The following is a 15,328-nucleotide window of genomic DNA, read 5'->3' as shown; positions in this document are numbered from 1 at the left end:
GTGTGTCCGGCGCGGTCGGGCGACGCGCCCGGCGCCATCGGTCCGGTCGTCGCCGCCTGCCGGCGGCGTCGTGCCACACAGTCCACTATGGACGGAACGATCGCGGGTCTCGGCGACCTCGCCGCCGGGGCGAACCCCGATCACGATCAGTGCGCGGCCACCCGGGTGCCGTGGGTTCGTGTCCACTGCGGACTCGTGTGCCCCGGAGTCGCTTTCCGCCCCGCCTTCACCCCCTAACCCCTCGCACGAGGAGGCGCCATGGCAACGGCATCGCCACCGCAGTCCGCCAATCCAGCCGACGACGACTCCAAGCGGCTCGCCGAACTGGGGTACAAGCAGGAACTGCACCGCGGCTGGAGCGGCTTCTCCAACTTCGCCATCTCGTTCTCCATCATCTCCATCCTGTCCGGCTGCTTCACCACGTTCGGGCAGGCCTGGATGAACGGCGGCCCGATCGCCATCTCCTGGGGCTGGCCCATCATCTCGGCGTTCATTCTGATCATCGGTCTGTGCATGTCCGAGCTGGTGTCCGCGTTCCCGACCGCCGGCGGGATCTACTGGTGGGCGTCCCGGCTGGGCGGCCCGGCGTACGGGTGGTTCACCGGCTGGTTCAACCTGATCGGGCTGGTGGCGGTCACCGCGTCGGTCGACTACGGCTGCGCGACCTTCCTCAACCTGATTTTCGCCAACACGATCAACGGCTGGTCGGGCAGCCTGCACCAGGCCTTCGGACTGTTCATCGCGATCCTGGCGCTGCACGCGCTCATCAACATCTTCGGTGCCAGGGTCATCGACAGCCTGCAGAACATCTCGGTGTGGTGGCACGTGGCCGGGGTCGCCGCGGTCGTGCTGATCCTGGTGTTCGTGCCCGCCACGCACCAGAGCGCGTCGTTCGTCTTCACCAGGACCATCAACGCCAACGGGTTCTTCCACCAGCACACCGGCACGGCCGGATTCTGGCTCTACGTGCTACCGCTGGGCGGTCTGCTCACCCAGTACACGATCACCGGCTTCGACGCCTGCGCGCACGTCTCCGAGGAGACCGTTGGCGCGGCCCGCACCGCGGCCAGTGGGCTGTGGCGCTCGATCTTCTACTCGGCGGTCGGCGGCTGGATCCTGCTGCTGGCGTTCCTGTTCGCGGTCAAGGATCCCAACAACCTGACCGCCTCGTTCGGCTTCTCGGGCACCCTGCTGCAGGACGCGCTGTCCTCCGGGTTCTTCAAGGCCGTGCTCGTCATCTCCACGATCGGGCAGTTCCTCTGTGGGATGAGCTGTGTGACCAGCATGTCGCGGATGATGTTCGCGTTCAGCCGGGACGGCGCGGTGCCGGGCTGGCGGGTCTGGACGCGGTTGGACGGCAACGGCACCCCGGTCAACGCCGTGATCGCCGGCTGCGTGGCCGGCGGGCTGCTGACCCTCCCCGCCCTGTACCAGAACAACGGCGCGCCGATCGCCTTCTACGCGGTGGTCTCGGTGGCCGTCATCGGGCTGTACCTCGCCTTCCTGATCCCCATCATGCTGCGGCTGCGGATGGGGGACCGGTTCACCCCGGGCCCGTGGACCCTGGGTCGGCACTACAAGTGGATGGGCTGGGCGGCGTCGATCGAGATCATCGTGGTGGCGGTGTACTTCATCCTGCCCACGGTCCCGGCGGGCGTGCCGTTCACCAAGGGATTCAGCTGGCCTTCGGTCAACTACGCGCCGATCGCGGTCGGCGTGATGGTGCTCGGCGTCGGCCTGTGGTGGCTGCTGTCCGCGCGCAAGTGGTTCACCGGGCCCCGGCGCACCATCGACGAGGCGCCCACCCCCCAGCCCACCCCGGCGCAGGTGGAATAGGCGCGGCTGCCGCGGCGGCGCCCACGGGGTCGGTGCCGCCGCCGCGGCGGATGTGCGGACGTACCGCGACGGCGCCGGCGAACCGCCGCGAGGACCGCCGGGCCGCCTGGCTGATTGACCGGCAAATGGTTTGGGAGTAGACCTTGGGAGGTGCCCGACATGACCGCACCGCTTCCCGTCGAGGCGCTGCGGGCGGAGGTTGAATCCGGCGCCATCGACACCGTCGTGGTCGGCATCGTCGACATGCAGGGACGGTTGCAGGGCAAGCGATTCCATGCCCGGCACTTCATCGACGAGGTGCTCGCCAACGGCACCGAGGGGTGTAACTACCTGCTCGCGGTGGACGTCGACATGAACACCGTCGACGGCTACGCCATGTCGTCATGGTCGACGGGGTACGGCGACTTCGCCATGGTTCCGGACCTCGCCACGCTGCGCCGGGTGCCCTGGCAGCCGGGCTCGGCCATGCTGCTGGCCGACCTGAAGTGGTTCGACGGGACCGAGGTGGCGCCCTCGCCCCGCCAGATTCTGCGCCGGGCGCTGGGGCGGCTCGCCGAGCACGGCCTGACCGCCTATGCCGGCACCGAACTGGAGTTCGTCGTCTACCGCGACTCCTACGAGGACGCGTGGCGCGGCGGGTACCGGGACCTCACGCCCGCCAACCTCTACAACAACGACTACTCGCTGCTCGGCACCGCCCGGGTGGAGCCCCTGCTGCGCCGGATTCGCACCGAGATGGCCGGCGCCGGGCTCGTTCCGGAGAGCGCCAAGGGCGAGTGCAACCTCGGCCAGCACGAGATCGCCTTCCGCTACGACCAGGCGCTGGCCTGCGCCGACCACCACGTCATCTACAAGAACGGGGCCAAGGAGATCGCCGCCCAGGAGGGGATGGCGCTGACCTTCATGGCCAAGCCGAACGCGCGGGAGGGCAACTCCTGCCACATTCACTTTTCCTTACGCTCCACAGTGGACGGATCATTCGCGATGGTCGACGGGCAAGGCATGTCCGCCCTCGGCCGCAACGTCCTGGCCGGCCTGCTGGCGAGCATGCGCGAGCTGACCCTGCTGTACGCGCCGAACGTCAACTCGTACAAGCGGTACCAGCCGGGCTCGTTCGCGCCGACGGCGGTGCGCTGGGGTCGGGACAACCGCACCTGCGCCCTGCGCCTGGTGGGCCACTCGCCGGCATCGACGCGGGTGGAAAATCGGGTGCCGGGCGGTGACGTGAACCCGTACCTGGCGCTGGCCGGCATGGTGGCCGGCGCGCTGCACGGCATCGAGGCGGACCTGGCGCTGGAGGACGAGTACGACGGCGACGCGTACCGCGACGGTGCCGCGCCGCGGGTGCCGGCGAACCTGCGCGACGCGGCGGAGTTGTGGGAGTCCTCCGCCCTGGCACGAACCGCCTTTGGTGACGGGGTTGTCGAGCATTACGCCAACAACGCGCGGGTCGAACTGGCCGCGTTCGACGCCGCGGTGACCGACTGGGAGCTGTACCGGGGCTTCGAGCGGATGTGAACGACCGGGTGTGCGCGGCCGACCGGGCGCGGGTCGAGCCGCCGGAGGAATCGAGCGGCGCGCCGGACCAGCGTCGAGCCGGAAAGGGCTTCGGAACACGGACATGGATGTGCTCAACCCGGCGACCGGGGACGTGGTCGCCACCGTACCGGCCAGCAGCGTCGAGCAGACCGACGCCGCGATCGAACGCGCGAGGGGGGCGTTCGAATCCTGGCGGAAGGCCTCACCCGGCGAACGGGCCGGGCTGCTGCGCCGGTTCGCGTCCATTGTGGACACGCACCTTGAGGAGTTGGCCGCCATCGAGGTGCGCAACTCGGGCCACACGATCGGCAACGCCCGATGGGAGGCGGGCAACGTACGCGATGTCCTCAACTACTACGCCGGTGCGCCGGAGCGGTTGTCCGGTAGGCAGATTCCGGTACCGGGCGGCCTGGACGTCACCTTCTACGAGCCGTACGGGGTGGTCGGCGTCATCGTGCCGTGGAACTTCCCGATGCCGATCGCGGGCTGGAGCTTCGCCCCGGCGCTGGCGGCCGGCAACACGGTGGTGCTCAAGCCGGCCGAGCTGACCCCGCTGACCGCGCTGCGCCTGGCCGAACTGGGCCGCCAGGCCGGGCTGCCCGACGGGGTGTTCACCGTGATCCCGGGCAGCGGTGGCGTGGTGGGCCAGCGGTTGGTGGCCCACCCGGCGGTGCGGAAGATCTGCTTCACCGGTTCGACCGAGGTCGGCAGGCGCATCATGGGCGGCTGCGCCGAACAGGTGAAGCGGGTGACCCTGGAGTTGGGCGGTAAGAGCGCGAACATCGTGTTCGCCGACGCCGACCTGGAGAAGGCGGCCGCCACCGCGCCGGCCAGTGTGTTCGACAACGCCGGCCAGGACTGCTGCGCCCGATCCCGAATCCTGGTGCAGGCCAGCGTCTACGACCGGTTCCTCGAACTGCTCGAACCGGCCGTCGCGGCGTTCCGCTGCGAGGATCCCCGGTCCGAGACGGCGCAGATGGGACCGTTGATCTCCGCCGGACACCGGGACACCGTGGCGTCCTATGTGGACGGAGCGAACGTGGCATTCCGGGGCACGGCGCCCGGCGGAGCCGGGTTCTGGTACCCGCCGACGGTTCTGCTGGCCCGGTCCACGACGGACCGGCACTGGCGCGAGGAGATCTTCGGGCCGGTGGTGTCCGTCCTGCCGTTCGAGGACGAGGCCGACGCCATCGCGAAGGCCAACGACACCGAGTACGGCCTGTCCGGCTCGGTCTGGACCCGCGACGTCGGGCGGGCCATCCGGGTCGCCAGAGGCGTGGAGACCGGCACGCTGAGCGTCAACTCGCACTCCTCGGTGCGCTACTGGACGCCCTTCGGCGGCGTCAAGCAGTCCGGGCTCGGGCGGGAGCTGGGGCCGGACGCGGTCCAAGCGTTCACGGAATGCAAGAACGTCTTCATCAGTTCGGAGGACTGAGTGGCTGGTCGTCTTGACGGGCGGGTAGCGGTGATCACCGGCGCGGGCAGCGGGATCGGTCTCGCGACCGCGCGCCGGTTCGCCAGCGAGGGCGCCCGGGTCGTCGCCGCAGACGTGAACGCCGAGGCCGGGCGGGCCTGCGCACGGGAGGTTGGCGGCGAGTGCGTGGAGGTCGACGTCACCGATGCGCCGGCCGTGGCCGCCCTGTTCGACGGCGTCGTCGACCGGTACGGCCGGGTGGACATCGCGTTCAACAACGCGGGCATCTCCCCGCCCGATGACGATTCGATCCTGGACACCGGGATCGAGGCCTGGGAGCGGGTACAGCGGGTCAACCTGACCAGCGTCTACCTCTGCTGCAAGCACGCCATCCCGCACATGGTCCGGCAGGGCAAGGGCTCGATCATCAACACGGCCAGCTTCGTCGCGCTGATGGGCGCCGCCACCTCCCAGATCTCGTACACCGCCAGCAAGGGCGGGGTGCTGGCGATGACCCGCGAACTCGGCGTCCAGTTCGCCAGGCAGGGCGTGCGGGTCAACGCGTTGTGCCCCGGGCCGGTGAACACGCCGCTGCTCAAGGAGCTGTTCGCGAAGGATCCGGAGCGGGCCGCGCGGCGGCTGGTGCATGTGCCGATGGGCCGGTTCGGCGAGCCCGAGGAGATCGCCGCCGCCGTCGCGTTCCTGGCCAGCGACGATTCCTCGTTCATGACCGCCAACACGTTCGTGGTGGACGGCGGCCTCACCGGCGCGTACGTGACCCCGCTGTGAGCCCGCACGCCCGGCCGGTGATCGGCATCACCTGCTACGTCGAGGACGCCGCCTGGGGGGTGTGGCAGGCCCCGGCGGCCCTGGTTCCGTACGCCTATGTGCGGCGGGTCACAGCGGCCGGAGCCCGGGCGGTGGTGATCCCTCCGGATGACGTGGACGCCGATCTGCTCGGCCGGCTGGACGGGCTGCTACTGGCCGGCGGCGCGGACGTGACCCCCGACCAGTACGGCGAGTCCGCTCATCCGCGTACCGTGACCCGGCCCGACCGCGACGCGGGGGAACTGGCCCTGCTGGGCGCCGCGCTCGACGCCGACCTTCCGGTACTCGGCGTGTGCCGGGGCATGCAGCTGCTCGCCGTGGCGGCCGGTGGTTCGCTGCATCAGCACCTGCCGGAGCTGGTGGGGCACGAGCGGCACCAGCCGGCGCCCGGCCGGTACGGGGAGCACCCGGTGACGGTCGCGGCCGGATCGACGCTGCACACGATCCTCGGTCCGACCGCGCTGGTGAACTCCTACCACCACCAGGCGGTTCGGGATCCCGGGTCGCTGGTGGTGACGGCCCGCTCCGACGACGGTGTCATCGAGGCGGTGGAGGATCCGCGGCGGCGGTTCGTCCTCGGCGTGCAGTGGCACCCCGAGGAGCTGACCGATCCGCGCCTGTTCGAGGCCCTCGCCGGGGAGGCCAGTGCCGGCGCGACCCGGCGGGCGGCCCTCCGTTCCACGGACCGCGCACCATCGTCGATGTCGAGGTGAGCCGGGTCCGCGGGCGTCCGACCGGCGCCGACGGGCCGCCCGCTCTCGACCGGATCGCCCGGAATTGCCCGGTACCGATCGGGTGCTGACCGGCCCCGCCTCGGCGGCAGGGCTCCGGGGGCGATCGTCGGGCGGACCGGCCGGCGGGGGCGGATAGGGTGGGGAGCATGACCGTCCGCGCTGCGCTCACCCCTGGCACGATCGGCCCCTGGCGGCAGGTCCCACCCAGCATTCCCCGCCCCGAGTACGTCGGGAAGAAGCGGCCCCGCCCGTACACGGGCTCGCACGTCCAGCGGCCCGAGACGATCGAGAAGATGCGGGTCGCCGGCCGGCTGGCCGCGCAGGCCACCGTGCTGGCCGGGGAGCACTGCAAGCCGGGCGTGACCACGGACGAGATCGACCGGGTGGTGCACGAGTTCCTGTGCGATCACGGCGCCTACCCGTCCACCCTCGGGTACCGCGGCTTCTCCAAGTCCTGCTGCACCTCCCTCAACGAGGTGATCTGCCACGGCATCCCCGACTCGACGGTGATCGAGGACGGCGACATCATCAATGTCGATGTCACGGCGTTCTTGGACGGCGTGCACGGGGACACGGACGCCACCTTCTGCGTCGGGGAGGTCAGCGAGGAGGCCCGGCTGCTGGTCGAGCGCACGCACGAGGCGATGATGCGGGCGATCAAGTCGGTCGCGCCGGGCAGGCCGATCAATGTGATCGGCCGTGTCATCGAGGCGTACGCCAAGCGCTTCGGTTACGGTGTGGTCCGTGACTTCACTGGTCACGGGATCGGCGAGGCATTCCACAGCGGCCTGTACATCCCGCACTACGACAATCCGGCGTTGACCACGACCATGGAGGTCGGGATGACCTTCACCATCGAACCGATGATCACCCTCGGCACCCACGAGTACGAGATGTGGGCCGACGGGTGGACGGTGGTCACCCGGGACCGCCGGTGGACCGCCCAGTTCGAGCACACCCTGGTGGTCACCGAGGACGGCGCCGACATCCTGACCCTGCCGTGAGACATGACTGACCCGTTCACGCCGCTGTCCCAGGCGCCCGATGCCCCGCCTGCGGCCGAGGACAGCCACCACCACGCCGACGTCTCCGGCGGCTGGCTGCGGCCGGCCGTCTTCGGCGCCATGGACGGGCTGGTCACCAACATCGCCCTGATCGCGGGCGTCGGCGGCGGCGGGGTCTCCGCGCACAACGTGATCCTCACCGGCTTCGCCGGGCTCGTCGCCGGGGCGATCTCGATGGGGCTCGGCGAGTACACCAGCGTGCGCACCCAGAACGACCAGGTCGCGTTCGAGCTGGCCAAGGAGCGCCGGGAGCTGGAACGCAACCCCGAGGCCGAGGCCGAGGAACTGGCCTCCATGTGGATCGAGCGCGGCCTGCCGGCGGACCTGGCGCGCCAGGTGGCCGTGGCGGTCGGCCGCAACCCGGACGCGGCGCTGCGCCTGCACGCCCAGGAGGAGCTGGGCGTCAACCCGGCCGAGCAGCCCAGCCCGTGGGTGGCGGCGTTCTCCTCGTTCCTGTGCTTCTCGGCCGGGGCGCTCGTCCCGCTGCTGCCGTACCTGGTCGGCGCGACCCAGCTGTGGCTCTCGCTGATCGTGGGTGGGGTGGGGCTGTTCGTGGCGGGTGCGCTGACCGCCCGCTTCACCAACCGCCGGTGGTACGTCAGCGGACTGCGCCAGCTGGTGCTCGGCCTGGCCGCGGCCGGCGCCACGTTCCTGATCGGGCGGGCGATCGGGATCAGCGGCATCGGCTGAGCCGAACCGGCTGGGCTGTGGCCGCGGCTGCGCTCAGGGGAACAGATCCGCAACCGTGCCGTCGACCGGCCGGCCCCGGTGGGCGAGCAGCCCGGCCTGGACGGCGAGCCGTTCGTTGAGGTCGGGCAGTCCCATTCCGGCGATGCCGGTACGGCGTACGGCGTCGGCGTCGTCCCGGAAGTAGGTGCGGGTCAGCAGCCCCTCGACCACGGCCGCGCCCACCCGGGCATCGGACAGCGCCACCAGCCCCGCGTCCGCCTCGAACCCGCCGGCCAGCTGCCGGGCCCGGCCGATCGCGGAGCACGCCCGGTACCAGGCCTGCAGGGCCAGCGCCGTGAACTCGCCCGCGCCCGCCCCGGCCAGCCGGGCCAGGTGGGCGTCGCGGAGTCTCGGATACCAGCCGTCCGGATCGTAGGTGGGCCTCGCCGTCAGGTACTGGTCGGCGGCCAGCGGCCAGGCGGTGGACAGGGTACGGGCGTGCGCCAGGTACTCGCCGGCACTGATCACGCCCAGGTCGATGATGCTCCCGTTGACCCGGCGGGTGGCCGGCTGCGGCCCCGTCCGCGACCCCTCGATGATCACCATCAGGTCCAGGTAGCTGTCCTCGGTGTCGTCGCCGTGCGCCACGGCACCGTGCACCCCGACCGCGAGGACATCGGTCGAGTAGCGCCGGCGCACAGCGTCGGTGATCTCCTCGGCCAGCGTCCAGCGCGGGCTGGTCGGGTACGGGTTGGTCGGCACGCCGTCATTGTGCCCCCGACCGGCCGCTACGGGTGTGAACCGGCGCGGCCCGGCCGGCACATCGGCGCCCTCAGGGCAGGGCGACGGTCCCCGGAGCCTTGCCGGCCATCCGCCGCCAGCGGGCCGCGCGGAGCGCGCAGTCGGTCAGCGCGTCGAGCGCGAGCCGGCGTTGGCTCCCGGTGACGTCGGGCAGGGTGGTCCGCCACACCGCACCGGTGCGCTCCTCGATCTGGGTGGCGAGGGCGACCGCCGTGTCCTGATTGGTGACCGAGAACGGTAGATCGTAGGCGGGTGCCGCCTCCGGTGCCGGCTCGTCGGCCGCGGCCAGGTCGACGAAGAGGGTGTCCCGCCGGCTGCGGTGTGCCGCCTGGGCCTGCCGGGCCGCGTCCAGGGCCGGGCCGCGCAGGTGCGCGCCCAGCACCCCGTACCCGTAGATCGCGGCGTGCTCCCCGGTCAGCGCGTCGGGCAGGCCGGTCATCCCAGCACCTCCAGGTGACAGGCCCGGCTGGCGGCGATCGAGCCCAGCAGGGCCGCGTACCGCGGCTGGGCGGCCAGGCAGTCGCGGACCGCCGTGTCCCGCGCGGACTGCTCGGCCGTGTGGACGGCGGCCAGCGCCTCGGTCGGGTTCGCGGGCACGCTCGGGCCGGTGCCGGACGGCACGGACGAGGGGCCGGTCGACGGGCCGGACGAGGGGCCGCCCGCCGCCGCACGCAGCGCGTCGACGTGTGCGCGGTGCTCGGCCAGCAGGGGATTCAGCCGGTTGGCCAGGGTCGGCTGGGCCGCGATGGTGGCGGTGTACACGCCGATCAACGCCAGCGTGCCGGCCATCATCGGAGCCAGCGGGTCCGGTTTCGGCGAGGAGGTGAGCTCCGACCGGTCGCCGTCGCCGAACACGCCGCATCCGGCCGCGCCGGTCAGGGCCGCACCACCGATCATTGCGCCGAGCAGGGTCCGCCGGGAATGCCCGTTATAGACCATCTCTTTGCCTCCAGCCGACGCGTATCAACCACAGACCCGTCGCAGCGTAGTAAGCGAACACCATCGGTGCGAAATCGGTGGTCCACGGGATCCTTCCGACGCGCTGTCGGAGCGGCGCTGGCCCATCTTGGGTTACGGCGCGTTACGCTCAGCGCAGCCGCCGCCGGTACGCCGGGCGTGCGGCGTGTCGTCGTGTCCGTTTAGCGTGGGATCGGAGGTGTGGGGTGGTTAACCGTAACCGCGCCTCTGGACGATCAGGGGGTCGCGCCGTCGCGGCGTCTGACCGAGGATCTCGGGCCGGCGCGGCCGCGCGGCCCGTCGTGAGGCCCGGAGGCAGCGAGCTGGTGGCGCAACGCGCCCGGCTGCGAGTGGTGGTCGGGCCGGTGGTCGAGGCCGCGGGGTTCGACTTGGAGGAGCTGACCGTCTCCCGGGCGGGCCGGCGGCACCTGCTGCGGGTCCTGGTGGACGGGGACGGCGGCGTGAGCCTGGACGAGGTCGCCGACCTCTCCCGGGAGATCTCCGCCGCGCTGGACGCCGCCGAGGAGACCGGCGGGGCCTTCACCGCAGGGGAGTACGTGCTGGAGGTCGGCTCGCCCGGAGTGGACCGACCGCTGACCCTGCCCAGGCACTGGCGGCGCAACATCGGCCGGCTGGTCGCGGTGAAGGCGGAGGACCGGCAGTTGACCGGCCGGATCGCTGCCGCCGACGACGAGCGGGTCACCCTGGACGTGGACGGCCGGAAGCAGGACCTCGGGTACGGGGTGCTGGGTCCGGGCCGGGTACAGATCGAATTCGGCCGGCTGGACGACATCGGCGACGATGATGTCGACGACGACCCGGCCGACCCGGACGGCGAGTTTGCCGACTTTGACGAGGAGCGAGAGGAGGACGAAGAGTGAACATCGACCTCGCGGCCCTCCGTGCACTGGAGCGCGAGCGGGAGATCCCGTTCGAGACGATTCTCGCGGCGATCGAGACCGCGCTGCTGACCGCGTACCGGCACACCGACGGTGCGAACCCGCATGCCCGGGTGGAGATCGACCGCCGGACCGGTGCCGCCACCGTCTTCGCACAGGAAGTGGATGCCGAGGACGGCTCGATCGTCCGGGAGTATGACGACACGCCGCACGACTTCGGTCGGATCGCGGCGATGACCGCCAAGCAGGTGATCCTCCAGCGGCTGCGGGAGGCCACCGACGAGGTGCACTTCGGCGAGTACGTCGGCCGGGACGGCGACCTGGTCACCGGCGTGATTCAGGCGCACGAGGCGCGGGCCGAGAAGGGCATCGTCACGATCGACCTGGGCAAGCTGGAGGCGGTCCTGCCGGCCGCGGAGCAGGTGCCGGGAGAGTCGTACGAGCACGGGCTGCGGATCAAGGCGGTCGTGGTGCATGTCGCCAAGGGCTTCCGCGGGCCGCAGATCACGCTGTCCCGATCGCACCCGGGACTGGTGAAGAAGCTGTTCGCGCTGGAGGTTCCGGAGATCGCGGACGGCACCGTGGAGATCGCGGCCATCGCCCGCGAGGCGGGTCACCGCACCAAGATCGCGGTACGCTCGACCCAGCCCGGCGTCAACGCCAAGGGCGCCTGCATCGGCCCGATGGGGCAGCGGGTGCGCTCGGTCATGAGCGAGCTGCACGGTGAGAAGATCGACATCATCGACTGGTCCGAGGACCCGGCGACCTTCGTCGGTAACGCGCTGTCGCCGGCCAAGGCGCTGCGCGTCGATGTGGTGGACGCCTCCGCTCGCACCGCCCGGGTGACGGTGCCCGACTACCAGCTCTCGCTGGCGATCGGTCGGGAGGGGCAAAACGCCAGGCTGGCGGCCCGGTTGACCGGCTGGCGCATCGACATTCGTCCGGATACCGAGCCGGCCGGCGGGGCCGGTGAGCAGGTCGTCGAGTCGGCTCCGGTCGGCCAGCAGCCGACCGGTCAAGAGATCATCGATGTGACTCGGGTGGCCGCGCAGCCGTCCGGCGATCACGCCGTAGAGGCGGGCGGAGCCGCCGCACAGCCGACGGGGTAGACTTTACGAGTGGTACGTGGCGCGCGTCCGGCGATTCCGCCGGACCGGGCTTTTCTGCCGGTTCGAACCTGTGTGGGTTGTCGGAAGCGGGCCTCGACCTCCGAGTTGTTGCGAGTTGTCGCGACCGGGCCCGCGGACGGCGTCATAGTCCTCGAACCCGATCCGGCACGCGTCAGGCCGGGTCGCGGAGCTCATCTGCATCCCGATCCTGCGTGTCTCACGCTCGCGGAGCGGCGTCGCGCCTTCGGGCGCGCGTTGCGTGTCACCGGAGTCACCGACGCCGGTGCGTTGTGGCAGCTTCTCGGAACACCCGACGGCGGGGCATCGCCCCGCCCGAATCAGCAAGGTAGGACGACCGACATGGGCACACGATGAAGTCGCTGAAATGACCGGGCTTCAAGTGCGGGAGTGAGGTCGCTGCGGGTCCTGCCCGCGCGGCCTCGGAGTGAGGAGTGCAGTGGCAGGTAAGGCCCGCGTACACGAGCTGGCAAAGGAGCTCGGGGTCGAAAGCAAGACCGTACTGGCCAAGCTTCAGGAGATGGGTGAGTACGTTAAGTCGGCGTCGAGCACAGTGGAGGCTCCCGTCGCGCGCCGGTTGCGCGCATCTTTGGAGGCATCCGGCGTGCTTCCGGCGGCCAACTCGGCACCGCCCGTGACGGCGGCACCGGCGCCAGCGCCGTCCCCGACACCGGCGGGTGTCTCCGAGCCTCGGATCTCGGCGAAGCCGGCTCCGCCACGCAAGGTGGCGCCGCCGGCCAAGAAGACAGCCCCCGTTCCCACGCCGCCGGTCAAGCCGGCGAGCGCCCACGACATCGAGGTCGCGGCGGCGGAGGCCCGCGCCGCGGCGCTCAAGGCTGAGCAGGCTGCCGCGGTCAAGGCCCAGCAGGCCGCCCGGCAACGGCCAGCCGGCGAGCACGGCGGCGCGGCGACCGCGCCGAAGCCAGGCCCGGGCGCGGTTCCTCCGCGTCCCGGCCCCGCGCCCAGCCCGTCGGGTGGGCCCGGCGCCGGTGGCCAGGGCGGTGGTCCCCGTCCCGGTGGCAACCGTCCGCCGCGGACCGGCGGCAACAACCCGTTCGGCATCAGCGGCGGACCGCGGCCCACGCCGGCTGGCGTGCCGCGGCCCAACCCCGCGTCGATGCCGCCCCGGCCCAACCCCGCCTCGATGGGCGGGCCCCGGCCGAGTCCGTCACAGATGCCCAGCCAGCGCCCCGGTCGGCCCGCCGACCGTGAGCGTCCGGGTCGTCCGGGCGGCGGTCCCGGCGGTGCCGGGCGTCCCGGCGGCGGTGGCGGTGGCTACCGCGGCGGTCCCGGTGGTGGCGGCGGTGGTGGCGGTGGCGGTGGCGGTGGCTACCGCGGCGGTCCCGGCGGTGGCGGCGGCGGTGGCGGTGGCTACCGCGGCGGTCCCGGTGGTGGCGGCGGCGGTGGCGGTGGCTACCGCGGCGGTCCCGGCGGCGGCGGTGGTACCGGTACCGGTACGGGCACCACGGGCGGCGCGGGTCGCCCGGGCGCCGGTGGTCGCGGCCGTGGCGGTGGTGCCGCGGGTGCCTTCGGGCGTCCCGGTGGCAAGCCGGCGCGTGGCCGCAAGTCGAAGAAGCAGCGCAGGCAAGAGTTCGACAATCTGTCCGCCCCGACGATGAGTTCGGGTGCCCCGCGTGGGCAGGGACAGGTCGTCCGGCTCCCGCGTGGCGCGTCGCTGTCCGACTTCGCCGAGCGGATCAACGCCAACCCCGGCTCGCTGGTCCAGGAGATGTTCAACCTGGGCGAGATGGTCACGGCTACCCAGTCGTGCACCGACGAGACGCTGCTGCTGCTCGGCGAGCACCTGGGCTTCGACGTGCAGATCGTGACCAAGGAAGAGGAGGACCGGGAGCTTCTGGCCCGGTTCGACATCGACCTCGACGCCGACATCGCCGAGGAGCGGCTGGTCACCCGGCCGCCGGTGGTGACCGTGATGGGTCACGTCGACCACGGTAAGACCAAGCTGCTCGACGCGATCCGCGAGAGCAACGTGGTCGAGGGCGAGGCCGGCGGCATCACCCAGCACATCGGTGCCTACCAGGTCCACGTCGAGCACGACGACAACGACCGGGCGATCACCTTCATCGACACCCCGGGTCACGAGGCGTTCACCGCCATGCGTGCCCGTGGTGCCCAGGCCACCGACATCGTGGTGCTGGTGGTCGCGGCGGACGACGGCGTCATGCCGCAGACGATCGAGGCGCTGAACCACGCCAAGGCGGCCGAGGTGCCGATCGTGGTGGCGGTCAACAAGATCGACAAGCCGGAGGCGAACCCCGACAAGGTACGCCAGCAGCTGACCGAGTACGGCCTGGTCGCCGAGGAATACGGCGGCGAGACGATGTTCGTGAACATTTCGGCGAAGAGCCGGACGAACATCGATGGCCTGCTGGAGGCCGTGCTGCTCACCGCCGACGCGGCGCTCGATCTGCGCGCCCCGATCGACGGGCAGGCGCAGGGCATCGCGATCGAGGCGCACCTGGACCGCGGTCGCGGTCCGGTCGCCACGGTGCTGGTCCAGAAGGGCACGCTGCGGGTCGGTGACGCGATCGTGGCCGGTGACGCGCATGGTCGCGTCCGGGCCATGCTCGACGAGAACGGCAAGCAGGTCCCCGAGGCCGGGCCGGCCCGACCGGTCATGGTGCTCGGTCTGACCGCCGTACCGGGTGCCGGCGACACGTTCCTGGCCGTGGCCGAGGACCGTACCGCCCGGCAGATCGCCGAGCAGCGGCAGGCCCGCGACCGTGCCGCCCAGATCGCCAACCGCGGCGGTCGGGTCACCCTGGAGAACCTGCTCGACCGGATCAAGGAGGGCGAGAAGACCTCGCTCAACCTGATCCTCAAGGGCGACGTCTCCGGTTCGGTGGAGGCTCTGGAGGACGCACTCGTCAAGATCGAGATCTCGGACGAGGTGCAGCTGCGGATCATCCACCGGGGTGTCGGTTCGGTCACCCAGGACGACGTCAACCTGGCCAGCGCGTCGGACGCGATCATCATCGGGTTCAACGTGCGGGCCGAGGGCAAGGTCCGCGACTACGCCGAGCGCGAGGGCGTGGAGATCCGGTACTACACCGTGATCTACCAGGCCATCGAAGAGGTGGAGTCGGCGCTCAAGGGCATGCTCAAGCCGGAGTACGAGGAGGCCGAGCTGGGTTCGGCGGAGATCCGCGAGATCTTCCGCTCGTCCAAGGTCGGCAACATCTCCGGCTGCATCGTCCGGTCCGGGATCCTGCGGCGCAACGCCAAGGCCCGGCTGCTGCGCGACGGCCAGGTGGTGGCGGAAAACCTCACCATCTCGTCGCTCAAGCGGTTCAAGGACGACGCGACCGAGGTCCGCGAGGGCTTCGAGTGCGGTCTGACCCTGGGCAACTACAACGACGTCAAGGTGGGCGACCTCATCGAGACGTACGAGATGCGGGAAAAGCCGCGCGCGTGACGCCGGCCTGAGACAAGCCCGGAC

13 protein-coding genes and 1 pseudogene are annotated in these 15,328 nt (G+C 71.3%); 11 read left to right on the top strand and 3 right to left on the bottom strand.

Translation table 11 applies throughout. The annotated features are described in order from the left end of the window. Nucleotides 1-258: 258 nt before the first annotated feature. From ABEA87_RS08835 to ABEA87_RS08805, 7 genes are all read left to right on the top strand, one after another. The gene (locus tag ABEA87_RS08835; protein ID WP_345627777.1) at nucleotides 259-1,836 is read left to right on the top strand and encodes an amino acid permease; all 1,578 of its coding nucleotides are present in this window, start codon (nucleotides 259-261) and stop codon (nucleotides 1,834-1,836) included. Between the two features lie 159 nt (nucleotides 1,837-1,995). After that, nucleotides 1,996-3,354 (top strand): glutamine synthetase family protein, encoded by a 1,359-nt coding sequence (locus ABEA87_RS08830; protein ID WP_345627775.1) that lies wholly within the window; start codon nucleotides 1,996-1,998, stop codon nucleotides 3,352-3,354. Nucleotides 3,355-3,457: 103 nt separating this feature from the next. Further along, entirely contained in the window at nucleotides 3,458-4,810 is a 1,353-nt protein-coding gene (locus ABEA87_RS08825; RefSeq protein WP_345627773.1) for an aldehyde dehydrogenase family protein, read from the top strand. Further along, complete coding sequence (locus ABEA87_RS08820) at nucleotides 4,811-5,578, top strand: 3-oxoacyl-ACP reductase (RefSeq protein ID WP_345627771.1); 768 nt, start codon at nucleotides 4,811-4,813, stop codon at nucleotides 5,576-5,578. Beyond that, the gene (locus tag ABEA87_RS08815) at nucleotides 5,575-6,330 is read left to right on the top strand and encodes a gamma-glutamyl-gamma-aminobutyrate hydrolase family protein (RefSeq protein ID WP_345627769.1); all 756 of its coding nucleotides are present in this window, start codon (nucleotides 5,575-5,577) and stop codon (nucleotides 6,328-6,330) included. The genes ABEA87_RS08820 and ABEA87_RS08815 overlap by 4 nt, the downstream gene beginning before the upstream one ends. Nucleotides 6,331-6,497: 167 nt before the next feature. After that, nucleotides 6,498-7,355, top strand: a complete 858-nt coding sequence (gene map, locus ABEA87_RS08810; RefSeq protein ID WP_345627767.1) for a type I methionyl aminopeptidase — start codon at nucleotides 6,498-6,500, stop codon at nucleotides 7,353-7,355. 3 nt (nucleotides 7,356-7,358) lie between these two features. Next, nucleotides 7,359-8,105, top strand: a complete 747-nt coding sequence (locus tag ABEA87_RS08805; protein WP_345627765.1) for a VIT1/CCC1 transporter family protein — start codon at nucleotides 7,359-7,361, stop codon at nucleotides 8,103-8,105. A 33-nt stretch (nucleotides 8,106-8,138) separates the two neighbouring features. On the opposite strand, the gene ABEA87_RS08800 is transcribed toward ABEA87_RS08805, so the two are convergent. From ABEA87_RS08800 to ABEA87_RS08790, 3 genes are all read right to left on the bottom strand, one after another. After that, nucleotides 8,139-8,846, bottom strand: coding sequence for a nucleotidyltransferase domain-containing protein (locus ABEA87_RS08800; protein ID WP_345627763.1), 708 nt, complete (start codon nucleotides 8,844-8,846; stop codon nucleotides 8,139-8,141). A 70-nt stretch (nucleotides 8,847-8,916) separates the two neighbouring features. Then, the gene (locus ABEA87_RS08795) at nucleotides 8,917-9,324 is read right to left on the bottom strand and encodes a ferritin-like domain-containing protein (RefSeq protein ID WP_345627761.1); all 408 of its coding nucleotides are present in this window, start codon (nucleotides 9,322-9,324) and stop codon (nucleotides 8,917-8,919) included. Further along, entirely contained in the window at nucleotides 9,321-9,824 is a 504-nt protein-coding gene (locus tag ABEA87_RS08790; RefSeq protein ID WP_345627759.1) for a hypothetical protein, read from the bottom strand. Before ABEA87_RS08790 ends, ABEA87_RS08795 begins: the two co-directional genes overlap by 4 nt. Before the next feature lie 224 nt (nucleotides 9,825-10,048). Between ABEA87_RS08790 and rimP the strand changes: the two genes are divergently transcribed. From rimP to infB, 4 genes and pseudogenes are all read left to right on the top strand, one after another. Then, nucleotides 10,049-10,723 (top strand): ribosome maturation factor RimP, encoded by a 675-nt coding sequence (rimP, locus tag ABEA87_RS08785; RefSeq protein ID WP_345627757.1) that lies wholly within the window; start codon nucleotides 10,049-10,051, stop codon nucleotides 10,721-10,723. Next, nucleotides 10,720-11,736 (top strand): annotated as a pseudogene (gene nusA / locus ABEA87_RS08780) (transcription termination factor NusA); the annotation flags it as partial. The gene rimP and the pseudogene nusA, both read left to right, overlap by 4 nt. Nucleotides 11,737-11,859: 123 nt before the next feature. Further along, entirely contained in the window at nucleotides 11,860-12,225 is a 366-nt protein-coding gene (locus ABEA87_RS08775) for a YlxR family protein (protein WP_425570800.1), read from the top strand. 82 nt (nucleotides 12,226-12,307) lie between these two features. Continuing rightward, a complete protein-coding gene (infB, locus tag ABEA87_RS08770; RefSeq protein WP_345627755.1) occupies nucleotides 12,308-15,304 on the top strand; it encodes a translation initiation factor IF-2 in 2,997 nt (998 codons plus the stop codon). The last annotated feature ends 24 nt before the right edge of the window (nucleotides 15,305-15,328 follow it).

It is taken from the genome of Rugosimonospora acidiphila, from assembly GCF_039543385.1.
Lineage (GTDB): Bacteria > Actinomycetota > Actinomycetes > Mycobacteriales > Micromonosporaceae > Rugosimonospora > Rugosimonospora acidiphila.
The sequence above is the reverse complement of the archived record's forward strand: the minus strand, read 5'-3'. Positions and strand labels throughout refer to the sequence as shown.